Source organism: Prevotella sp. P4-98 (assembly GCF_002251405.1).
In the GTDB taxonomy this organism is placed as follows: domain Bacteria; phylum Bacteroidota; class Bacteroidia; order Bacteroidales; family Bacteroidaceae; genus Prevotella.
On the sequence record NZ_NPJC01000049.1, the window covers coordinates 1 to 23,834 of the forward strand.

The window sequence follows — 23,834 nt, forward strand, 5'->3', positions numbered from 1 at the left end:
CTAACTTACAGATTGTAATTTTCTGCAAAGATAGTCATTTCTAACCCATAGAGTCATTTTTTGCTCGTATTTTGTCGCATATCAACCACTTACAACGATTGTTAATCGTTTTTAGTGGACACTAGTGTTTCCGATTATTGTGAATGTTGTTAGTCTATGTGTTGATAACAACCCTCAAAACATGTTAACTTTGGTTAATATTATGGTTGTAGCTTTATGGTATTTTCGTATGTCTTGTGATATTGTAGTATCTTTGTAGAATAACAAAATATAATAGATTCATGACCATAACTATAATTGTATTGATTATAACTATAGCCATGTTTATCTGGGGAAGGGTGCGTGGCGATATTGTTGCCTTATCTTCTCTCATGGTTCTTACTGCAACAGGTGTTCTAACAACAAGTGAAGCACTAAGTGGTTTTTCATCGCCAATTCTTATCATGATGGTGGGACTTTTTGTTGTTGGTGGAGCAATATTGCAAACCGGATTAGCTCAATCGGCAGGTAATAGCATTTCGAAAATGGCTAAAGGTAATGAGACCAGAGCTTTGATATATGTGGTATTGGCCACTTCTATTATTGGTGCTTTTGTGAGCAATACAGGAACGGTTGCTATTATGATGCCCATCATTATGAGTATGGCTGCAAGTTCCGGCATACGTTCGTCGCGTCTGTTAATGCCAGTTGCCTTTGCTGGTAGTCTTGGTGGTATGCTGACATTGATAGGTACTCCTCCTAACCTTGTTATTAGTGAAACACTTGAAGAGAATGGTTATGCTCCGTTGAAGTTCTTTTCTTTTTTCCCAGTTGGTGTTATTGTGATTGCTATCGGCCTGGCTGTATTGTTGCCAATGAGTTTGTTGCTCATTAAGAAGATAGGCAAACATCAAAACGGTGGTCAAGGCAAGAGCGTTGATGATTTGGCAGTTCAGTATCAGCTTCATGAAAATATCTATAAGTATAGTGTAGGCAACAACAAAGGAGGATTGGCTGGCATGCGAGTGCAAGATTTGGACTTGCAGAATAAGTATGGATTGACGATACTTGAAATACGCAATGAAACGAAGAACGCGTTGGGCAAGGAAATCCGTCAGAATATGGCTTGGGCGGACACTATGATAGTGCAGGGTGACATCTTATATTTCTATGGCGACAAACAGGCAATGGAGACATTTGCCCGTGAGCGTCATCTTGTCAGCATGTCAACCGACCGACTTGATTTCTATGATATAGGCATTTCTGAGATTGTAGTACTTCCCACCTCGCGCCTTATCGGAACCCGTATCAGGGATTCCCGTCTGCGTGAGGATTACTCGGTCAATATTCTCAGTATTCACAGAGATAAGAAGTATATTAAGGAAGAACTCAGTGAACATCGCTTGCAAAACGGTGACATCCTGTTGGTGCAGGGTCAGTGGGAAAAAATCATGCAGATGAACCACGAAAATGAAAACTGGGTAGTATTAGGTCGTCCTGACAAGTTGATGGAGAGGGTTTCCCTTGATTACAAGGCACCAGTAGCTGCAGCTATCATGCTTTTGATGATCGTGATGATGGTGTTCGATTTCATTCCCATAGCGCCTGTGGTTGCGGTTGTGTCAGCAGCCTTGCTGATGGTTTTTGCAGGTTGTTTCCGAAGTGTGGATGCTGCGTATAAGACCATCAATTGGGAGAGCGTTATGTTGATTGCAAGTATGATGCCTATGTCAATTGCTTTGGAAAAGACGGGTGTGTCACAGATAGTGTCTGAAAATCTAGTAAGGAGTCTGGGAGCGTTAGGTCCTTATGCCTTATTGGCAGGTATGTATTTCACCACTTCATTGATGACTATGTTTATTAGCAATACAGCAACGGCGGTATTGATGGCTCCTATTGCCCTTACTGCAGCCCAACAAATCGGAGTGAGTCCATACTCATTCATGTTTGCCGTAACATTGGGAGCCAGTATGTGTTTTGCATCGCCATTTTCAACCCCTCCCAATGCTTTGGTGATGAAAGCCGGTCGATATACTTTTATGGATTATATTATCGTGGGATTGCCTTTGCAGATTATCATAGGCATTGTCATGACGATAATTCTTCCATTGCTTTTCCCATTTTGAGTTGATAGGTAAAAACAGTCCGCAGAAACGTTCCATTTCATGGCACCTTTTCTCGCCATGGCATAGTTCAAGTGAACTTAACTCTGCTCATTTGGCTTAACTTTCATATCATACTATTGCTTCCCTGTGTGTTCGGGTCATCATCGGGATATGTTCGGGTTTTGTTGTTTCATGATGTGATATTTTCTCGCTCTCAACATTCCCACATCGTGGTATTCTCCTGTTCTGTTCCTTGTTTCTCCCATCTTTGTCACATCATTGTCCGCTAAATATTGGGACTTAGTGCGGAGTCACTTGTGACTTACTTAGGAGTTGACTACGACTGTGTGCGGACGGAATGTTTTGTGCGATGAGTGATTCTCTCTTGAACCACGTTGCAAAGATACAACATCCCCAAAAACAATCATACGTTTCTTGCGATTTGAGGACATTTTTATCAAAATGTTTACTACCCATAAATGAACTTGCTTCACAAGGCGGAAACCAGTTTATATGGCCTTGACGCCAAGGAGAGGGAAATCCTGCCACTTCATCACCCGATTGACAGGTCGTTTTCGATAGAGAAAGAATCTCAATCACAGTTATCTCAATTATAAAATAGTCACATGAAAAACGAAACCCCCTTCTTTATATACTTATAACTATTTAATAATCAATAATATATATATAAGAAAGTAAAGTTAGGGGGTATGTTTTTTTTAATTGAGAGAACTGAGATTGAGATTACGGCACAACAAGTAACAAGTAATTTAAATGATTAAAAAATTAATTATCAATGACTTACGATATTTTTAGTACTACCGCTCCAACGATGCTAAACACTGGTAGGGGCACTCATTTTATCAAATTTATCCTCTCCCAGGCGTCTCGTGAGATGCGAGAACCGCTTGTTCCGATGGTAATACCGGCCTTGGCAACTCACTTACATGAAGTCTCATTGATGTATTCGGACAACAAATATTATGATATCTGCGGACAAATGGGGCATTTGATAGGTCCTTCAGGTTTTGTAAAGGCCCTACAGAGACATCTTCTGGAGTCTATAATGCGCGCAAAAAAGAAGACCCTTCCTGCATATATGATAGAAGGGTCTTCTTAGTATGGCGTAAATGCTTGTAGCCATGTGCTTGTCAATTCTTGATTCTTGTGGCTTTCTGCCTAAGTTTTCTCGCCATGAAATGGCACATTTCTGCGGATAGTGGTTTATTCTACAGAAATTACTTGGCCATTTGGTAGATTTTCACGATGTCAGCAGCATGAAGTATTTTCAGTCCACCGATAGTGGTGGTGTCTCCATTGGTGCATTTCTGTGCCATTTCTTCAATTTCTGCATCGGTGATATCTTTGCCAACGAGAGTATGTATGTCTGTTGGCATACCTATTGAGCGGAAAAACTGCTCCATCGCTTTGATACCCGTTTCAGAAGCCTCCATATCGCTCATATTAGTGGTATCGATGCCCATTACGTTGTGGGCGAAGCGTGCAAAGCGAGGAAGGTTCTCGTTGCGAGTGTATCGAGCCCAGCTCCCCCAAACTGCCGCAAGTCCTGCTCCATGGCTCACGTCAAACAGTCCAGAGAGCTCATGCTCAATATTGTGAGTAGCCCAGTCGCCTGTTGTTCCACATCCTGTGAGGTCGTTGTGTGCCAGAGTACCTGCCCACATGATATTTGCCCGACAGGTATAGTCGGTAGGGTTGGCTAATGCCAAAGGCCCTTCTTTCATGCAAGTGCGTAGTATAGCCTCTGCAATGGCATCAGTTGTTTCCATGTCATCATCTTTGCTGAAATAGCGTTCCATGGTGTGCATCATCATGTCTGTGATACCGCATGCTGTTTGCCAAGCAGGGAGTGTGAATGTCAGTTCTGGGTTCATGATGGCAAATTTGCATCTGAACTCATCTACGCAATAGTCTTTTTTGAGCCAGCTCTCTACCTCATCATTGGTGATTACCGAGCCGTTGCTCATCTCGCTGCCAGCTGCGGGGATAGTCAGGATACAGCCGATAGGAAGATATTGTGTTGCGTGATCCTTGTGCTCGTATAGTGTCCATACATCACCTAGGTAGAATCGTCCAGATGATATGGCTTTGCAGGAGTCAATGACAGATCCTCCGCCTACGGCAAGGAGAAAATCTACATTTTCCTCCTTACAGAGTTCTATGCCCTTTCTTACGAGTGAAAGACGTGGGTTGGGTTTTACGCCTCCCAGTTTTACGTATGCTATTCCTGCTTCTGTGAGGATCTGTTCTACTTTCGCCAAGAGGCCAGAGCGTATGGCGCTTTGTCCGCCATAATGTATTAAAACCTTTGAACCTCCGTGTTTTTTTACGAGTTCTGCCACTTGGCTTTCTGTATTGCGACCAAACGCAACTTGTGTTGGAGCATAATAGTTGAAATTCTTCATATAGCTTGTTTTTTATAGTTTTTCGTATGCAAAATTACGCATTCCTGATGATTTTTCATCAGAAATGCGTAATTAATGGTATGTTCGTGTGAGGACTTCTTTAGTTGGATGCGCTGGTATTTACCACGGGTTGGGCAGCATCATCGCTACAGAGTACGACAAGCAGATTGCTCACCATCGCTGCTTTTTTGTCGTCGTCAAGTGTCATTACTCCCTCGTTGTTTAGTTTGTCGAGTGCCATTTTAACCATTGATACGGCCCCTTCTACAATCTTTTCGCGTGCAGCAATAATGGCTGTAGCTTGTTGGCGACGCAGCATCACGGCAGCAATTTCCGGTGCATAAGCCAGATAGTTGATTCGTGCTTCAATTACTTCTATGCCAGCCATCGCCAGTCGTTCGTCGATATGTGCTTCCAGTTGTTTGTTGATTTCATCGCTTCCGTCGCGTAGTGTCAGCTCTTGGGTGTTGTTGTTTTCGTTGTCATAAGCATATTGTCCAGCCACTTGTCGTAGGGCGGCATCTGCTTGAATGCTTACGAAGAGTTCGAAGGCGTTCATGATTCCTGCTGCGGTAGCGATTCCTTGTGTTTGTTGGCTTGCCATGGTCTGTGAGTCAATTTCAAACATGGCTTTATAGGTATCTTTCAGCTTCCATACCAGTACCATTCCAATCATTACAGGATTTCCCGTTTTATCGTTTACCTTAATGGGTTTCCCGTCAAGGTTACGTGCTCGGAGTGATAGTTTCTTTTGGTTTATGAAGGGGTGTATCCAATAGAAACCGGCCTTGGTGAAGGTTCCTTTGTATTTGCCGAAAAACATCAGGACACGAGCTTCTCCCGGTTCTACGAGGATGAATCCTCCTGCCATGATAAGCGAGAGTAGTATAAGAAGTCCTCCGGCAATACCGCTGGTGATGGAGCAGGCGAGTTCCCATTCTTCCATGCTGATGGCTGTAATGACTAATGCAATACCTCCGAAGAAGCATAACAGATTGAGCACGAGCATTATGATACCGTTGAGACACATGCCTGAGTAGTTGAATTCTTTAGTTTCCATATGATTAATTGTTTTTTAATAATAATATTTAATTGTGATCATTTCTATGGCGTTAACCTATGGGGATTCGTCGGTCGGTTTACCAAGATTGATGCAAAGGTATATGTTTTTTTTTAGATTCGTTTACATCAAACGGAATTTCTGATATTCAGATTCGATTATTCTTCGATATGCGATAGGGAATGGATGAAGTTTCCCAAAAGATTGAATGGTGACTCTTGTGGGAAAACATACATGTATCTGAAGGAGTGTCTCACGTGCCAGATAAGAGAACTGGAATTGTTGGTGCCGACAAAGACATGGTCTCCTTGTGTGAAGTACCATTCATCGAGTTCGTTGCCTGAAATCTTCATGAATTCGCGTATCAGTTGCTGTGCTTCTTTGGGTGAAGATGCCTCTGCAAATGGGATATTGCCGGCATCGAAGTCGAAGAGACTGACCAATACGGAAGCTGTCAGACTGGCAACATGTTCCATGTAGAGTTGTGTTATCCATGAACGGATGTGTTCATAGTCGATGTTGTCGCGTGTGGTTCGTAGATAGATGGCCAGTTCTACGAAGCGCCGTAGATGTATGCCTTGTGTGAGTAGGTTGCGCGAGATTCCTACCAACCGTAGCATGAAAGCCTTAGTAGCTTGCAGGCTTTCTATTGATATTTCCTTTTCAGCTTGTTGGAGCAGTCGGCGCAGTTTTCTGTTGAGTAGGGGATTGGACAACCGTTGTTCTTCGGTTTCTTGTTTGTCGATATCGGCTTCTGCTTGCTCTGAAACGGCATGAATAGTTGCTTGTTGCCAGTTGGCCAATAGACTTGCGTCAAGACGTAGGAAGAAGTCATCGGCAGACTGTCGTATTCCGTCAAATACCCATGGTGTAATATCATGGATTTGTGCAAAGACGAGTGCGCGTTCCCATTTCCATGCCGACATGGGTTCAAGCGTCAGATGCTCGTTGAAAGCCCCTTCGCGTAGCAGACGGATACAATTGCGCTGGATGATGTTCATAATCAGGATACGTGTTTAGGATAACGCAACAAGATGGCGAGTAGGGCAGTAAAGCCGATTGCCATTGGATAATAGAGATAAGGCAGAATGCTGATGGGGTTGAGTGCAGCCAGTCCTGCAGCCATTAGCATTTGTGCTCCATAGGGTATAAGTCCCTGCATCATGCATGAGAAGGTGTCGAGTATGGATGCGCATTTCCGGTTATCTACTCCGAAACGGTCGCCTATTTGCTTGGCAATACCTCCTACGGTAATGATTGCCACGGTATTATTGGCTGTACAGAGGTCAACGAGCGATACCAGAGCGGCGATAGCGAGTTCTGCTCCCCGTTTGGTGTGGATATGACGCGTCATGCGCTGGATAAGGAAGTCTATTCCTCCCTGGTGTTTGATGATTTCCAGCAGGCCTCCTGCCATCATGGTGATAATGATGAGTTCACCCATTCCCATGATACCTTGCCCCATGGATCCCATCCATCCGTAGAAGTCAAACGATCCGTCGATAAGGCCTATGGCTCCTGTGAGTGCGATGCCCAGCGTGAGTACTGCCATGACGTTCATTCCGCAAACTGCTGTCAGCAGAACGACGAGGTATGGTATAACCTTTAGTAGCGATACTGGTCCTACCTTTTGTGGTGCCTGAGTATGGAGTCCCATGACCACATATATGGCGAGGATAGCGATGGCTGCAGGAATGACGATATAGGAGTTGACTCGGAATTTGTCTGAGAGTCTGCAACCTTGGGTTGAGGTAGCAACAATTGTCGTGTCGGATATGAATGAGAGGTTGTCGCCGAAGAACGAACCGCCAACTACGACTGCCACCATGAGTGGTAGTGCTGTACCGGTCTGACTGGCAACGCCTGCTGCAATAGGGGTCAGGGCGACGATTGTGCCTACGCTTGTTCCCACAGAGAGCGAAATGAAGCAAGCCGCCAGAAACAGTCCTGCCAGCAGCATGTTGGCGGGCAGTAGTGTAAGTGCTAAATTGACGGTAGCGTCGATAGATCCCATGGCCTTTGCGCTATTGGCAAAGGCTCCTGCCAAGATAAAAATCCATATCATCAGCATCATCTGTCCTGTTCCTGCTCCTCGGCTGTAGATGTCTATGCGTTTGCGTAGTGGGATTCCTCCTGCCATAATGACCGCATAGATAGAGGCCACCATGAAAGCCACGGTGATGGGCACTTTGTAAAAGTCACGAGCAATGATACTCGTGACTAGATATAGGACGATGAACACCAATAGTGGTGATAGTGCGATGATGCCTTTTTTCACGATTGTGTTACACCTTTTTTGTGATTATACTTTTATTATAACGTAACTCCATTTTTGAAGATGGATATTTCGCGATAGCCATGTTCTTCGTTTCGTGCCTGTTGTCCGCTTGCCACAGCCAGTACTTTGTCGATGAATTCAGGCAGTAGTTCTTGCATGGTGCGTCCTTCTATGAGTTGTCCGGCAGAGAAATCTACCCAATGTAGTTTGTTTTTTGCCAAAGTGGGGTTGGTGGCAATCTTCATGGTGGGTACGAAAGTGCCGAATGGTGTTCCGCGTCCGGTAGTGAAGAGTACGATATGGCAACCGCTGGCAGCCAGAGCGGTAGATGCAACGAGGTCGTTTCCTGGTGCAGAAAGCAGGTTGAGTCCGTCGTGTTGCAGTCGGTCTCCGTATTCCATGACGCCGCTCACAGGTGCTTTTCCGCATTTTTGTGTGCATCCTAATGCTTTGTCTTCGAGGGTGGAAATGCCTCCTGCTTTGTTTCCTGGGCTTGGGTTTTCTCCTACGGGTTCTCCGTGTGCGAGGAAATACTCTTTGAAGTTGTTGACCATAGAAACGGTTTGCTGGAAGAGTTCTGGAGTTTTGCAGCGGTTCATGAGAATGGTTTCTGCTCCAAACATTTCAGGAACTTCTGTCAGAACGCTTGTTCCGCCTTGTGCTACGAGCCAGTCGCTGAATTCTCCCACGAGTGGGTTGGCTGTGATTCCGCTGAATCCGTCGCTACCACCGCATTTCAGTCCGATGCGGAGCTTGCTGACGGGTACGTCAACGCGCTTGTCCTGACGTGCGTTTTGATAGAGTTGGCGTAGTTCCTGCATGGCGGCTTCTACTTCGTCTCCTTCAACACGTTGTGTGACAAGCAGTTTGATGCGGTCTTTGTCGTAGTCTCCCAACATAGCCATGAAGTCTTCGGGTTGATTGTTCTCACATCCGAGACTGAGTACGAGTACACCACCTGCATTGGGGTGTAGGCAGATGTCGCGTAGCACTTTTCGAGTATTCTCGTGATCGTCTGAGAGTTGTGAGCATCCGAAATTGTGGTGCCAAGTCCAAATGGCGTCAATACCTTCGCAGTGGGTTTCTGCTTGCAGTCTGTGTGCCAGTTGTTCTGCAATGCCGTTGACGCATCCCACGGTCGGAACGATCCATATTTCGTTTCGTACGCCTACGTCGCCGTTTTTGCGTAGATAACCTTTGAAGGTGCGGTGTTCGTCGGCAATATTGAGTGTTGCATCAACGGGTTGATAGGTGTATTCAAGTGTTCCGCTGAGGTTTGTTTTCAGATTGTTTTCGTTTACCCAGTCGCCTGCTTTTAGGTCAGTCTTTGCATGTCCGATAGGGTAGCCGTATTTGATGATGTCTTCGCCTTGTTTCACATCCTTGATGAGCACTTTGTGTCCGGCAGGAGTGTCTTGATTGACGAAAATCTGTTGGTCGTCGATTTCGATGATGTCGCCTTTCTGTTTGGCTTCGAGACATACTACAACCGAGTCGGCTGGATTGATTTTGAGATAAGTCTTGAGTGGTTTCATTTTGTATAGTAGTTTAGTTTGTTTTCTGAAGCTGTTTATCCGATGTTGTTACGTCGGTAGAAGTCGATATTCTCCTTGGTGAGGAGTTCGATGGGCATATAATTGATGGGTTCCACCTTTTTTTTCAGCACGATGGCTCGGAAAAGTGCATCGACACAGGTGTATCCTTGCATGAATCCATGCTGTGCGATAAGAAATGAGATGCTTCCCTGGCGTACGCATTCAGCATTCTTGGGCACCATGTCGTATCCCATAATCTGCACGTTTCTTCTGTTGGAGCGTAGTAGAAATTCTCCTACCAGATGTGCCTTCGAATTAAAGGTGATGCAATGGTGTATGAGTGGATGCGAGGTGAAGAATTCTTCGAGAATATCATCGTATTGTTCGCGTTCGGTGTCGAGTGACAGGTTAACTTCTGTAATCGTTACATCAGGGAAATGGTCGTGCATGTAGTGTCGGAATCCCGTTTCTCGGTTTTCTTGTTGTTTTGATGCCACGTTGCCGTTGCGCATTTGTTTCATCAGCATGATTTCTGTCTCGTGAGGAGCGAGCATCATGAGCATGCGTGCTGCAAAATATCCGCTGGAGAATGAGTCTTGTCCGAAGAATGTCAGCGGTTTGAGGTCCGGCATGTATGAGTCGAGTAGTACGAATGGAATCTGCCATTGGTGAATCAAGTCGCAGTATTTGCGCATGACGTCGATTTTTGTCGGCACCATGATGATGCCGTCTGGTTCTTCCTTGAGACATTCGTCCATAACCTTTTCAAAAGTGTCTGTCGCAAACCTATTGTAATAGAGCAGTTTGACCGAGACTCTGAAGTCACGGAAGCGTTCGCATGCTGCCAGGGTGCCTTCTTCCACTTCGTCCCAATATGCTTCCGATTCGTGTTTGGGAAGGATGCAAAAGAATTGGTACGACTTGTTGTACGCCAGTGCAGAGGCATACATATTGGGCTTGTAGTCCATTTCTGCTAAAGCCTTTTCTACTTTCTCGAGTGCGCTTTTCGACACGTTGGGACGCTTATGGAGCACCCTATCGACCGTGCCGACGCTGACGCCAGCACGTTCGGCAATATCCTTGATCCTTATTTTGCCTGTATCCATAGTTGTTGCAAAGGTAATGTAATTCGCTCAAAATACAAAAAGAAAACTCGTTTTTCTTTGTCTGTTTCTTAAGATGTAGTCTGTCCTTGGTATCAGAAAATGGCATAATAGTATCATGTTTGGTTGTGGGGGAGGGATTGAGTGGTTATATATTACCGATTTTTAGCCTTTGCTCTCGGCTTCTGGATGCCTTGACCTTTGGTCGAGCCATTTTCGCCTCGGCATAGTCTTAAAGTAAACTTAAGCCTTTGCTCTCGGCTTCGGGATGCCTTGACCTTTGGTCGAGCCATCTTCGCCTCGGCATAGTCTTAAAGTAAACTTAAGCCTTTGCTCTCGGCTTCGGGATGCCTTGGGAATGGCTTCGGGATGTTTACAAGCGATAAGTCCTAAGTGAGTCCTAAGTAAGTCCCAAGAAATAACAGACGATAATGGGAGTTTGATGGTAAGAAATGAAGAGTGGCAAGCTGTGGCGGAATCATGCGAAAGTTGTATAAAGGTATTGTGGATGTTCTGAAGAAATTCTATCAAGTGCTGAAGAAACTCTGAAACATATATATAAAATAGGTGTATGATAACCAATACGGAATAGCATGACTCTTATAGTCTGTTTCTGCCGTCTTTAGGGACAAAAAAAGGTCAGACTAAAACGTTTACGGCATATTTAAATCGAAAAAACAGTATAGAATTTGCACGTTTGAAATTTAATATGTACTTTTGCAAACAAAATATCAAACAGCAGATAATTACTAAAACAAATGGCAAAAATCGTAACATTGGGCGAAATTATGCTTCGCCTGTCACCCAACGGCAACGACCGTTTCATTCAGAGTGAATCATTCCGCATCATCCCCGGTGGAGGTGAGGCTAATGTGGCAATCTCAGTGGCCAACTATGGTCATGAAGCCTATTTTGTCAGCAAACTGCCCAAGCACGAGATTGGTCAGATTGCCGTTAACGCACTGCGCCGCTATGGCGTGAATACCGAATTTGTGGCTCGCGGTGGTGACCGTGTCGGTCTTTACTATGCAGAGACTGGTGCTTCTATGCGCCCATCAAAGGTTATCTACGACCGTGCCAACAGCGCTATTGCCGAGGCTGATGCATCCGATTTCGACTTTGATAAAATCATGGAAGGTGCTCAGTGGTTCCATTGGTCAGGCATTACTCCTGCCATTTCTGACAAAGCTGCCGAGCTGACCCGTCTGGCTTGTGAGGCTGCTAAGCGTCACGGAGTGACCGTTTCTGTTGACCTGAACTTCCGTAAGAAGCTCTGGACCTCAGAGAAAGCAATCTCTATCATGCGTCCACTTATGCAGTATGTTGATGTATGTATTGGTAACGAGGAAGACGCAGAACTCTGTCTCGGATTCAAACCCGATGCCGATGTAGAAGGTGGAAAGACCGATGCTTCAGGTTATGAGACTATCTTCAAGCAGATGAAGGAAACTTTCGGCTTCAAATATGTAGTATCTACTCTTCGTGAGTCTTACTCAGCAACCTTCAACGGTTGGAAAGCTTTGATCTACGATGGCAAGGAGTTCTATCAGTCGAAGCGTTATGAGATCAACCCCATCATCGACCGCGTAGGTGGTGGCGACTCATTCTCTGGTGGTCTGATCCATGGTCTGCTCACCAAGAAAACTCAGGGTGAAGCCCTTGAGTTTGCAGTAGCTGCTTCAGCTCTGAAGCATACTATCAACGGCGACTTCAACCTTGTAAGTGCTGACGAGGTAGAGGCTTTGGCTGGCGGAAATGCCAACGGACGTGTTCAGCGCTAATCATTCTAATCATAGCAATCATTATGAGTAAATTTGATAAGATAGCCGTACTGAAGAAAATCGGCGATACAGGAATGGTTCCTGTATTCTACAATAAAGACCTTGAGGTTTGTAAGAATGTGGTAAAAGCCTGCTACGAAGGTGGTGTCCGTGCATTCGAATTTACCAACCGTGGCGATTTCGCCCACGAGATTTTTGGTGAACTCGTGAAATGGGCTGATAAAGAGTGCCCCGAACTGGCTCTCGGTATCGGTTCTGTAGTTGACGCTCCCACAGCAGCTCTTTATCTGCAGTTGGGTGCCAACTTCGTGGTTGGTCCATTGTTCAATCCCGAAATTGCTCCCGTGTGCAACCGCCGCCTTGTGCCTTATTGCCCAGGCTGCATGACAGTCAGCGAAATCGGTAAAGCCCAGGAACTGGGATGCGACCTGACCAAGGTGTTCCCTGGCGATGTGGTAGGTCCCAACATGGTAAAAGGTCTGAAGGCTCCAATGCCTTGGTCAAAAATCATGGTTACAGGTGGTGTGGCTCCAGAAGCCGAAAACCTCAAAGCATGGTTCAAGGCTGGCGTCTATTGCGTAGGTATGGGCTCGAAGCTCTTCCCCGCTGACAAGGTAAAAGCCGGCGACTGGCAGTATGTTACCGACAAGTGCAAGGAAGCACTTGGCTATGTAGCCGCTGCTCGCGCATGATGACTCACTCCCTTTGCTAAAAGGAGAAAATCATCGGCTTATTATCATCATATACAAAAGGAGATTACGATATGAAACACGATGCGATAAAAGCAGAGAGTTCATTTCTTAATCTCCTTTACGTTTTTTTTATTGCACCATTAGCACTCCTTCTGCTGACGAGCTCATGTCAGGCTCCTCCACGGCAAGATGTACAACAATTCAACGACAAGGCCTATGAAGCCCATTACCGCTCGTTGGATTCTGTGGAGCATTATGCCCGAAAAGCCCTCCAACTGGCACAGTATGACGATGACGGAAAGGCAGAAGCACTCAACAATCTGGCCTTCGCCAATATTGTCCGGATGGATTATGCCAAGGCAGAACAGCAACTGACAGAGGCTGCTACGCTAACCGACAATCAGATAGAACAACTCGTCTCGCAAGTGCAACTGATGCGACTCTGTCAACGTCGTTCTCGCAATCGTGATTTTTATGAGCATCGCGAACGAGCACTAAACTGTTTGCGCCGTATCAACGAAGAGCGTGCAGCACTCTCGCCAAGAGATACCCGACGGATGATTTATGCCGAGAGCGAATTGGCCATCGTCAATTCCACCTACTATTATTATGTAGGTTTGGAGCGACAAGCCTCCAATGCCATTCGACAAATCAACGAGGATGATGTGCGTCGCGACACAGCACAGTATCTTAATTACCTCTACAATATCGGCGCAGGAGGTATTATCATAGAGGGAACAGCCGAAGATATTGCCAACGAAGAAATAGAAAATCTTTTCCATTGTGTTTCCATGGCAGAACGTTGTCATTATCCCTACTTTGAAGCCAACGCCAAAGAGGCTTTGGCAGAACGTCAGAATGACCTGCAACTGGCAGAAGAGGCACTCATGCTGTTCCGGCAGTTTGGCGATGTCTATCAGATTGCAGGTGCACACCGCACGCTGGCCACATGCTACCATGTCATGGGAGACGACCGCCAAGCCCTCAAACACCTTTACCAAGCATTGGCAGACAAACGCATCAATCAGGCTCCAGACCTTGTGGCAAGTATTCGCGAACAGATGAGTGTGGCCTATGCGGCTCTCAACGATAAACCCCAAAGCGATTATAACCGCAATGTTTATATCGATATACAGGAACGCACTCGTCAGGATCGTGAATTAGAAGCACGCGCCAATATGTATGAAGTGGCTTCCATGCAACTTAACGTCATGATAATAGCCGTTATCGTGGCCATCTTTCTGCTGATACTGTTACTTTGGATCTTCAACCGCATGAACCGCAGGCAGAAGCAGGACAACCAACTGACAGAGATCCTGGAACAAAAGCAAGAAGAAGTTGCAGAAGCATGGATGAGGGTGGAGCGCAACGAAAAACAGCATTTGGAACAGCGGGCCAAGGTCGCACTTGTCATCAGCATCATACCACTCATAGACCGTATTATCCATGAAGTGAAGCGACTCGGGGACACTCCTCATGCTAAACCTTCGACTGATGAACAGCAGAATATGCTCAAGATACGGCAGGAACGGCTTGGCTATATTCAGGAACTGACCGATCAAATCAATAAATATAATGATGTGCTGACACAATGGATTCAATTGCGTCAAGGCAGTCTGAATCTCCATATCGAGAGTTTCCCACTTCAAGGACTCTTCGATATTGTTGCCCATAGTCGTACAGGATTCAATATGAAACAAGTGACACTCGAAGTGGAACCAACTACCGCAGTAGTCAAGGCCGACAGAGTGCTCACCCTCTTCATGCTTAATACGTTGGCAGATAATGCCCGGAAGTTTACAGAACGTAATGGACTCGTGACGGTCAGCGCCAGCGAAACTGAAACATACGTGGAGGTAACGGTTAGCGATACCGGCAAAGGAATGGACCAACAGACCCTCGACCATCTCTTCGACGCCAAGCCAGTAATAGATCATGTGGGCGAAACGCCAACAGGAGAACAACGCTCGCATGGGTTCGGATTGATGAACTGTAAAGGTATTATTGAGAAATACCGTAAGATAAGCAGCATCTTCAGCGTCTGTACGCTGACTGCAGAAAGCGCAGTAGGAAAGGGGAGTAGGTTTGCCTTCCGATTGCCCAAAGGAGTTCGTCGTACGCTCACAGTATTGTTGTTGCTAATGGTAGGGTGGAACACCATGGTCGCTCAATATAACCGCAATCAGGCTCATATCTATGCAGACTCAGCCTATTTCTCCAATATCAACGGAACGTATGAACGCACGTTGGAATTTGCAGATTCATGCATGAAATACCTTAACTTGCAGTATCTCAAACAACGTTCTGACAGCCGCCTGCTCATGAAACTGATTGACGAGAGTTCCACACTATCGCCAGAAATAGCGTGGCTGCACGATAGTGTTGATGTCAACTATCAAGTAGTGCTCGACATTCGTAATGAGAGTGCGGTGGCAGCCCTTGCCCTTCACGATTGGCAACTCTATGCTTATAATAACAAGGCCTACACCCAGCTGTATAAAGAACTCTCAGCAGACAATACCCTTGCTGACTATTGCCGAAAAATGCAGCAATCGCAATCTAATAAGCGTATCGCGGTCATTCTGCTCATCATCATCCTCATGCTTCTCATCCCAGCCTACTATATGCAATATTATCGGCATCGACTATATAAACAGTTCAATAGGGAGAAAAAACAACGCATAGATATCGAACTGGCGGATGACGAATTGCGGCGGGCAGAACTTGAATGTAGCAATCTTCATGTTACCAATGCCGTACTTGACAACTGTTTGTCAACGCTAAAACATGAGACCATGTATTATCCCAACCGCATCCGGCAGTTGGCTTCTGCAGATGATCAGAACAATCTCGCAGAAGTGGTCAGCTACTATCGCGAACTCTATGGTATTCTCAGCGAACAAGCACTTCGACAAGTGGAACGCTTCCATCTTCATCTCAAGGCTGTCGATTGCTATGGTCATCAAGTTTTGGGAGATAGCCATGCGCTGAATGTGATGTGGCAAATCTTGGTGCAAAAAGACAGCGAGGTTAGTGTAGAGAGCAAAGACAACCGTTATTGGCTCTTTACTATTACCCAACCACACATGAATATTTCAAAGGAGGAGGCAGAAACACTCTTCACCCCTTCCTCTTCAGAACATATACCTTATCTGTTATGCCGACAGGTGGTGCGCGATCATGGAGAAACAACAAACTTGCGTGGTTGTGGCATTTGGGCAACAGTAGAGGATGGTAAAACTTATGTGAAATTAACATTACCCAAATATGGAAAACTTTAAACTTATTATCGTAGAAGATGTGCCGTTGGAACTTAAAGGCACGGAAGGAATCATCAGAAACGATATTCCTGAAGCCGACATCATAGGTACGGCAAGCAATGAAGCTGACTATTGGAAGCTGATCCGTCAGCAAAGACCGGACTTGGTATTGCTTGACCTCGGACTTGGAGGTTCTACAACTGTTGGCGTGGAAATCTGTCGTCAGACCAAACAAAACTATAAAGAGGTAAAAGTGCTGATTTTTACCGGCGAGATTCTCAATGAGAAACTATGGGTTGATGCACTTGATGCGGGGGCAGACGGCATCATTCTTAAAAGTGGAGAATTGCTGACTCGTTCAGATGTCGGAGCTGTATTGGAAGGCAAACAACTGGTATTCAACGAACCTATACTCAAAAAGATTGTTGAGCGTTTCAAACGGGATGTTACCATGCAACTGGTACGTCAAGAGGCTTTGGTCAACTATGAGATTGATGAATATGATGAGCGTTTCCTGCGTCATCTGGCCCTCGGCTATACTAAAGAACAGATTACCAACCTGCGGGGAATGCCCTTTGGCGTGAAGAGTCTGGAGAAACGACAGAATGAACTGATCCACAAACTCTTTCCTGAAGGAGAGAGTGTTAACGCCACCCGTTTGGTGGTAAGAGCCTTGGAGTTGCGTATCCTCGACCTTGACAATCTTGAACCTGACGCAGAGTGATGAAACTGACCGATTAGAGGTGAAGAGAGTAATCAGTATGAGTATGTCGATATGGTGAAAAAGCGATTAGCATATTTTGCAACAACCTTGGCAATGGCAGAGGTGGCGTTAATCTTGTTTTCGTGGATATGGAGTGCGGCATTTCCAAACGATCAAGTTCGTTCTCTCCTGTCTAGTGAAGGATTGCGCTGGTTTTTCGGACATTTCTCTGAGATATTGGCAACGCCATTGATGGTGAATATATTGTTGATGGGAATGGCTTATGGTTGCTTGCGCCGATGTGGAGTATTGGCCTACAGCAATACCTATCGCGAACGCCGTGCCTTGCTGATGAGTCTGGGACTCTTGGTGGTCTATGCTGTGGCATTACTTTTGCTGACCATACTGCCCCATGCCGTGTTGTTGAGCGCTACCGGACATCTGTTTCCGTCGCCATTCGCTTCAAGCCTCCTTCCTGTATTGGCATTCTCCATCGTCACCTCATCCATGTTATATGGAGCGGTAATGGAGCGAATCCGTCATATCGGGCATGTCTATGACTCGTTGTTGGATGGACTCCGTAGTATTACTCCTTTCATACTTTTCTATATACTATTCATGCAAATCTATGAGTCCATACGCTTTGTGTTTGGCTAATCCCTCATTTTTAGGTATTGTGGCATTGGGAGAATAGGCGTACCTTTGCAACGTGTTAAGAACATCACAGACACAAAAATGGTAATAGTATTTGCTTAGTTTAGTATGAAATCGGTCGGTATGCTGCCGGCCGTTTTTCTTTTCCATCTCTGATGGCGATTCTCGATTACAGATATTGCACATTCCGTTTTGTGGTGTGCAAATAGAAGGGGCGGTTGTATTTTTCCCAAGCATTACGTGCAGTAAAATTTGGTATTTCGGGTTCTAATTTGTATCTTTGCACCAAAGATATAAGTAATAAGATATGTTTGAAAACTTAAGTGAAAGACTTGAACGTTCGTTCAAGATACTGAAAGGTGAAGGAAAAATCACTGAGATAAACGTGGCAGAAACCTTGAAAGATGTGCGTCGTGCTTTATTGGATGCTGACGTCAACTATAAGGTAGCCAAGAGCTTTACTGATAGTGTAAAGCAGAAAGCCATGGGTATGAATGTGCTGACTGCTGTGAAGCCCAGTCAGTTGATGGTGAAGATTGTACACGACGAACTGGCTGAACTGATGGGCGGTAAAGCTGTCGAACTTACATTAGAGAATCGTCCTGCCATCGTGCTGATGTCGGGTCTGCAAGGTTCGGGTAAGACAACGTTCAGCGGAAAACTTGCTAATATGCTGAAAAACAAACAGCATAAGAATCCATTGCTCGTGGCATGCGACGTCTATCGTCCTGCTGCTATCCAGCAGTTGCACGTAGTGGGCGAGAGTGTTGGTGTACCTGTATATTCCGAGCCAGATAATAAAAATGTTGTAGAGATTGCCAATAATGCCATTCGTGAAGCGAAGGCTAAAAACTATAATGTTGTCATCATCGATACTGCTGGTCGCTTGGCCGTTGATGAGGAGATGATGAACGAGATAGCTACGCTCAAAGAGGCTGTCAATCCAGATGAAACGCTCTTCGTGGTTGACGCCATGACGGGTCAGGATGCTGTTAATACTGCCAAGGAGTTTAACGATCGGCTAGACTTCGATGGTGTAGTACTCACCAAACTCGATGGTGACACCCGTGGTGGTGCTGCCCTTTCCATTCGTACTGTTGTAACCAAACCCATCAAGTTTGTGGGAACAGGTGAAAAGATGGAAGCTATTGATGTATTCCATCCTGATCGTATGGCAGACCGTATTCTTGGAATGGGTGATATCGTATCACTTGTTGAACGTGCTCAGGAACAGTTTGATGAAAAACAGGCCAAAGAACTTGAGAAGAAGATTCGCAAGAACAAGTTTGATTTCAACGACTTCATGAGTCAGATTCAGCAAATCAAGAAAATGGGTAATATCAAAGATCTTGCAGCCATGATACCTGGTGTAGGAAAAGCTATCAAGGATGTGGATATCGATGATAATGCCTTTAAAGGTGTTGAGGCCATCATTCAGTCGATGACACCCAAAGAACGTGCAAACCCAGATATCATCAATCAAAGTCGTCGTCAGCGTATAGCAAAGGGTAGTGGTTCAAAGATAGAAGATGTGAACCGCCTGCTCAAACAGTTTGAGCAGACCCGTAAGGTGATGAAGATGATGACAGGCGGCAATAGCTCGAAAATGATGCAGATGGCTAATGCCATGCGCCACATGAAGGGTGGAATGCCCAAGATGTAATGTTCTTATAGATAAAGGACACAGAAACATAACAATTCAAACGAAATAAACTTTATGCAACTGATAGACGGTAAAGCAACCGCAGCGGCTATTAAGGCTGAAATAGCGGAAGAAGTGAAAGGCATCATGGCCAATGGAGGTAAGCAACCTCATTTAGCAGCAGTGTTGGTAGGTCACGACGGTGGTTCGGAGACCTATGTGAAAAATAAAGTACTGGCTTGCGAAGCTTGTGGATTTAAATCAACCCTTATCCGCTATGAGGACAATATTACTGAAGAGGAACTGCTGAAGTGCGTCGATCGGTTGAACAAAGATGCCGATGTCGATGGATTCATTGTACAGTTGCCATTGCCCAAACATATTGATGAGCAGAAAGTGATTGAAGCCATCGACTATCGAAAGGATGTGGATGGATTCCATCCCGTCAACGTAGGACGTATGGCTATTGGATTGCCTTGCTTCATTTCTGCCACACCATTGGGCATTATTACTTTGCTCAAGCGCTATAATGTTCAAACAAGTGGCAAGAAGTGTGTCGTATTGGGCAGAAGCAATATCGTGGGCAAACCTATGGCACAACTCATGATGCAGAAACAATATGGCGATGCTACCGTTACTGTTTGTCACTCTCATTCGGAGAACCTCAAAGAGGAATGTAGAAATGCTGATATCATCATCGCTGCCATTGGACGTCCCGACTTCGTTACAGCAGACATGGTGAAGTCTGGTGCAGTTATTATTGACGTGGGCACCACTCGAGTACCTGATGCCACACGCAAAAGCGGATTCCGTCTTAATGGTGACGTCAAGTTTGATGAGGTAGCACCTAAGTGTTCGTTTATCACTCCCGTGCCCGGTGGAGTAGGGCCGATGACTATCTGCTCGCTGATGAAGAATACTTTGGCTGCTGGTAAGAAGGAATACTATAAATAGAGAATAATGACAATGACAGCTCAGGAATATTATGAACAAGGTAATGCTTGCCGCAGACAGGCCGACTGGCAAGGAGCTATCAACAATTACTTGAAAGCCATCGAGATTGACCCAGAGAGTCCTGCTGTCGAAGCAAAGCAAATGCTTGACGATATACTGAACTATTATCACAAGGATTCGTATAACCCATAAAATATAAAAATTATGGCAAAGGTTAAAGGAGCTGTTGTGGTTGATACCGACCGCTGTAAAGGATGTGCGCTGTGTGTACGTGCTTGTCCACAAGGCGTTATTGTATTGGCCAATCGTGTCAATGTGCATGGCTATCCCTATGTGGAACCTGCACAGATAGACAAGTGTACAGGTTGCACTTCGTGCGCCATTGTGTGTCCGGACGCTTGTATTACTGTCTATCGTCAAAAAATGGAGGGATAAGATTATGATAGAACAGGAAGTAACACTCATGAAAGGCAATGAGGCCTTGGCCCATGCTGCCATCCGCTGTGGTGCTGACGGATATTTCGGATATCCTATTACTCCGCAGAGTGAGGTCATCGAGACTCTGGCTGAACTGAAACCCTGGGAAACCACCGGTATGGTGGTGTTGCAGGCTGAAAGTGAAGTGGCGTCTATCAATATGATCTATGGTGGAGCCGCTGCAGGAAAGCGCGTGCTCACCTCGTCATCATCGCCAGGCATCGCATTGATGCAGGAAGGTATTACCTATATGGCTGGTGCAGAACTGCCCGGTGTGTTTATCAACGTGCAACGCGGAGGACCCGGACTGGGAACCATCCAACCCTCACAGGGCGACTATTTCCAAGCTACTCGTGGAGGAGGTAATGGTGACTATAATACCATCGTCTTAGCTCCTGATAGCGTTCAGGAAATGGCAGACTTTGTGGATCTCGCATTTACGCTGGCTTTCAAATATCGTAACCCTGCCATGATTTTGGCTGATGGTGTGATAGGACAGATGATGGAAAAGGTTGTTTTGCCACCCATCAAACCGCGTCGCACAGAAGAGGAAATCAGAAAAGAATGTCCTTGGGCTACTATCGGACGCACCAAAGACCGCAAACCCAATATCATCACGTCGCTCGAACTCAAACCTGAGGCTATGGAGTTGCGAAATCTTCATCTCCAAGAGAAGTATAAGACCATCCGCGAGAAGGAAGTACGCTATGAAACCATCCAGTGTGATGATGCTGATTTTATCGTTGTGGCCTTCGGTAGTGCAGCACGTCTGACACAGAAAGCCATGGAAATGGCTCGCGAAGAAGGACTGAAGGTGGGACTGTTGCGCCCCATCACGCTGTGGCCATTCCCGTCAGAAGCTATCGCTCAAGTGACAAAAGGCAAGAAAGGCGTACTTGTGGTAGAAATCAACGCCGGACAAATGGTACAGGATGTGCGCCTGGCTGTTAACGGCGATATCGCTGTAGAGCATTTCGGTCGCTTGGGAGGTATTGTTCCCGAGCCAGAGGAAATCGTTGAAGCTATAAAGAAGATGAGGTAACTATGGAGAACGAAATCATTAAACCGGAGAATCTGGTATATCAGAAACCGACCCTGATGAACGACAACCACATGCATTATTGCCCTGGTTGTTCACATGGTGTGGTACATAAGTTGGTGGCTGAGGTCATCGAGGAAATGGGTATGACCGATAAAACCATTGGCGTGTCACCAGTGGGATGCGCCGTCTTTGCTTACAACTATCTGGACATCGACTGGCAGGAAGCTGCCCATGGACGTGCTCCTGCTGTGGCTACTGCCGTTAAACGGCTTTGGCCTGACCGTCTTGTGTTTACCTATCAAGGTGATGGCGACTTGGCTTGTATTGGAACATGTGAGACCATCCATGCCTTGAATCGTGGTGAACATATCGCTATTATCTTCATCAATAATGCTATATATGGTATGACAGGCGGACAAATGGCGCCTACTACCTTGATGGGAATGAAGACTTCTACCTGTCCTTATGGTCGTCAGGCTGATCTTCATGGATATCCCCTTCACATCACCGAGATTGCTTCTACACTCGAAGGCACATGCTATGTGACTCGTCAGAGTGTGGAAACTGTGGCTGCCATACGTGGTGCCAAGAAAGCCATACGTAAGGCTTTCGAAGCTTCGATGGCAGGAAAGGGAAGTAGTCTTGTAGAGATTGTATCAACCTGCAATAGTGGATGGAAAATGTCACCTAAGGCCGCTAACGAATGGATGGAAGAACACATGTTCAAATACTATCCAAAGGGTGACCTCAAGGACACTACGGGACTTTAGTCAATCAACAGGAAATAAACAACGAAGCAATGAAAAAAGAAATCATCATATCCGGTTTCGGAGGACAAGGTGTACTCTCTATGGGTAAAATCCTGGCCTATTCGGGACTGATGGACAATAAGGAAGTGACATGGATGCCTGCTTACGGCCCAGAACAGCGTGGTGGTACTGCCAATGTCACAGTCATTGTGAATGACGAGAAGATATCGTCACCAATCCTCAGTAAGTTTGACATTGCCATTGTGCTCAACCAACCTTCGCTGGAAAAGTTTGAACCAAAACTCAAACCTGGTGGCATTCTGATATACGACAGTTTCGGAATCATTAATCCTCCTACACGTAGCGACATCACAGTATATCGTATTGATGCGATGGACAAGGCTGCCGAGATGAAAAACGGTAAGGTGTTCAACATGATTGTGTTGGGTGGACTGCTCAAGGTTGCCCCTGTTGTAAGTACTGCTGGCGTAGAGAAAGCTCTTTTCAAAACGTTGCCTGAACGTCATCATGGTCTTATTCCGCTGAATATGCAAGCCATTGAAGAGGGTGGTAAGATTATCGCTAAACAGTAACAGAACAGTTGAAATCATAAAAGAAGAGTGAAGAATCAGGTTCTTCACTCTTTTTTACGTTCTGTATGATGCGCTTTATGGGGCGATATTCAATTCTATCACCCCACCATAAGGTGTCTGATGCTTCCATGCCTCTTCTGGGGAATAGAGCTTGGCATAGATGGAAGCTGCGGCAAGTACACCACCGTGGGCGAAGATGACCACCCGATGGTAGTTGTGATCTTTCAATTCGTCGAAGAAGGAGGCTACCCGTTGATACTGCATTGGAAAACTCTCGCCATTGGGTGTCGGCAAATGCAGATAATCATCATACCATTGTTGCAGATAGGGGGCTGTAATGTTGTCGTAGCGTTGCATTTCCCAATCGCCCATGTTCATTTCCATCAATCGCTTGTCGGCGTTGGCAGAGGCAAAGCCACAATAGTCTGCCAACAATCGCGCCCTGGTAAGTGGTGAAGTGAATGCAGCATCAGGAAAACCATCCTTCCAATATGTTTCAAGCTGTGTTTTTGTTTGTTCTGCTTCTTGCTGAAAAGTATCGGCTACGCTAACGTCTGTCTGACCATAACAGGTGCCTGGTGCAACATTGACACGGGTGTGTCTGACCATAATGATATTCATACGCTATGGGAATGATTTCTATTGTTTGTTATTGTTTTGCAAAGATAGGGAAAAAATGTTTTGATTGAAAATATTCTGGTTAATTATTCGCAGAAAGCAATAAAAAACAGTATCTTTGCATCATGAATAGGATTTATAAGAATATTTCCTTTTGGACACACATTTGTCTATTGTTGCTTA

The 23,834-nt window shown here is 45.5% G+C and carries 20 protein-coding genes; 13 read left to right on the plus strand and 7 right to left on the minus strand.

Features of this window, described 5'->3' with window-relative positions; all coding sequences use genetic code 11:
• Positions 1–281: 281 nt before the first annotated feature.
• On the plus strand, positions 282–2,105 hold the full coding sequence (locus tag CIK96_RS06900) for an SLC13 family permease (protein WP_094433923.1): 1,824 nt from the start codon (positions 282–284) through the stop codon (positions 2,103–2,105).
• A 1,217-nt stretch (positions 2,106–3,322) separates the two neighbouring features.
• Here CIK96_RS06900 and CIK96_RS06910 read toward each other — a convergent pair.
• From CIK96_RS06910 to CIK96_RS06935, 6 genes are all read right to left on the minus strand, one after another.
• On the minus strand, positions 3,323–4,510 hold the full coding sequence (locus CIK96_RS06910; RefSeq protein WP_094389678.1) for an iron-containing alcohol dehydrogenase: 1,188 nt from the start codon (positions 4,508–4,510) through the stop codon (positions 3,323–3,325).
• Between the two features lie 100 nt (positions 4,511–4,610).
• Positions 4,611–5,570, minus strand: a complete 960-nt coding sequence (locus tag CIK96_RS06915) for an SPFH domain-containing protein (protein WP_094389677.1) — start codon at positions 5,568–5,570, stop codon at positions 4,611–4,613.
• A 158-nt stretch (positions 5,571–5,728) separates the two neighbouring features.
• On the minus strand, positions 5,729–6,571 hold the full coding sequence (locus CIK96_RS06920; protein WP_094389676.1) for a hypothetical protein: 843 nt from the start codon (positions 6,569–6,571) through the stop codon (positions 5,729–5,731).
• A gap of 2 nt (positions 6,572–6,573) precedes the next feature.
• Positions 6,574–7,848: a Na+/H+ antiporter NhaC family protein gene (locus CIK96_RS06925; protein ID WP_094389675.1), complete on the minus strand. Its 1,275-nt coding sequence runs from the start codon at positions 7,846–7,848 to the stop codon at positions 6,574–6,576.
• Positions 7,849–7,883: 35 nt separating this feature from the next.
• Positions 7,884–9,383 carry a UxaA family hydrolase gene (locus tag CIK96_RS06930; protein ID WP_094440136.1) on the minus strand — a complete coding sequence of 500 codons (1,500 nt, stop codon included), beginning with the start codon at positions 9,381–9,383 and terminating at the stop codon, positions 7,884–7,886.
• 35 nt (positions 9,384–9,418) lie between these two features.
• Positions 9,419–10,489, minus strand: a complete 1,071-nt coding sequence (locus tag CIK96_RS06935) for a LacI family DNA-binding transcriptional regulator (RefSeq protein WP_094389673.1) — start codon at positions 10,487–10,489, stop codon at positions 9,419–9,421.
• Positions 10,490–11,244: 755 nt separating this feature from the next.
• Here CIK96_RS06935 and CIK96_RS06940 point away from each other — a divergent pair.
• From CIK96_RS06940 to CIK96_RS06995, 12 genes are all read left to right on the plus strand, one after another.
• Positions 11,245–12,267, plus strand: coding sequence for a sugar kinase (locus tag CIK96_RS06940; RefSeq protein ID WP_094389672.1), 1,023 nt, complete (start codon positions 11,245–11,247; stop codon positions 12,265–12,267).
• A 23-nt stretch (positions 12,268–12,290) separates the two neighbouring features.
• Positions 12,291–12,959, plus strand: a complete 669-nt coding sequence (locus CIK96_RS06945) for a bifunctional 4-hydroxy-2-oxoglutarate aldolase/2-dehydro-3-deoxy-phosphogluconate aldolase (protein WP_094389671.1) — start codon at positions 12,291–12,293, stop codon at positions 12,957–12,959.
• A 71-nt stretch (positions 12,960–13,030) separates the two neighbouring features.
• Positions 13,031–16,240, plus strand: a complete 3,210-nt coding sequence (locus CIK96_RS06950) for a DUF5112 domain-containing protein (RefSeq protein ID WP_094440137.1) — start codon at positions 13,031–13,033, stop codon at positions 16,238–16,240.
• Positions 16,227–16,943 (plus strand): DUF5932 domain-containing protein, encoded by a 717-nt coding sequence (locus tag CIK96_RS06955; RefSeq protein WP_094440138.1) that lies wholly within the window; start codon positions 16,227–16,229, stop codon positions 16,941–16,943. Before CIK96_RS06950 ends, CIK96_RS06955 begins: the two co-directional genes overlap by 14 nt.
• Before the next feature lie 231 nt (positions 16,944–17,174).
• The gene (locus tag CIK96_RS06960; RefSeq protein ID WP_158214844.1) at positions 17,175–17,579 is read left to right on the plus strand and encodes an AbgT family transporter; all 405 of its coding nucleotides are present in this window, start codon (positions 17,175–17,177) and stop codon (positions 17,577–17,579) included.
• 304 nt (positions 17,580–17,883) lie between these two features.
• Positions 17,884–19,239 (plus strand): signal recognition particle protein, encoded by a 1,356-nt coding sequence (gene ffh, locus CIK96_RS06965; protein WP_094440139.1) that lies wholly within the window; start codon positions 17,884–17,886, stop codon positions 19,237–19,239.
• A 54-nt stretch (positions 19,240–19,293) separates the two neighbouring features.
• Positions 19,294–20,172, plus strand: a complete 879-nt coding sequence (folD, locus tag CIK96_RS06970) for a bifunctional methylenetetrahydrofolate dehydrogenase/methenyltetrahydrofolate cyclohydrolase FolD (protein WP_094440140.1) — start codon at positions 19,294–19,296, stop codon at positions 20,170–20,172.
• A 12-nt stretch (positions 20,173–20,184) separates the two neighbouring features.
• On the plus strand, positions 20,185–20,364 hold the full coding sequence (locus tag CIK96_RS06975) for a tetratricopeptide repeat protein (RefSeq protein WP_094389665.1): 180 nt from the start codon (positions 20,185–20,187) through the stop codon (positions 20,362–20,364).
• A 12-nt stretch (positions 20,365–20,376) separates the two neighbouring features.
• On the plus strand, positions 20,377–20,607 hold the full coding sequence (locus CIK96_RS06980) for a 4Fe-4S binding protein (protein ID WP_094440141.1): 231 nt from the start codon (positions 20,377–20,379) through the stop codon (positions 20,605–20,607).
• A 4-nt stretch (positions 20,608–20,611) separates the two neighbouring features.
• The gene (locus CIK96_RS06985; RefSeq protein ID WP_094440142.1) at positions 20,612–21,691 is read left to right on the plus strand and encodes a 3-methyl-2-oxobutanoate dehydrogenase subunit VorB; all 1,080 of its coding nucleotides are present in this window, start codon (positions 20,612–20,614) and stop codon (positions 21,689–21,691) included.
• A gap of 2 nt (positions 21,692–21,693) precedes the next feature.
• The gene (locus CIK96_RS06990; protein ID WP_094440143.1) at positions 21,694–22,461 is read left to right on the plus strand and encodes a thiamine pyrophosphate-dependent enzyme; all 768 of its coding nucleotides are present in this window, start codon (positions 21,694–21,696) and stop codon (positions 22,459–22,461) included.
• Positions 22,462–22,490: 29 nt separating this feature from the next.
• The gene (locus tag CIK96_RS06995; protein ID WP_094440144.1) at positions 22,491–23,033 is read left to right on the plus strand and encodes a 2-oxoacid:acceptor oxidoreductase family protein; all 543 of its coding nucleotides are present in this window, start codon (positions 22,491–22,493) and stop codon (positions 23,031–23,033) included.
• A 75-nt stretch (positions 23,034–23,108) separates the two neighbouring features.
• Here CIK96_RS06995 and cobC read toward each other — a convergent pair whose 3' ends face one another.
• Positions 23,109–23,654 (minus strand): alpha-ribazole phosphatase, encoded by a 546-nt coding sequence (cobC, locus tag CIK96_RS07000; RefSeq protein ID WP_094433916.1) that lies wholly within the window; start codon positions 23,652–23,654, stop codon positions 23,109–23,111.
• Positions 23,655–23,834 lie beyond the last annotated feature (180 nt).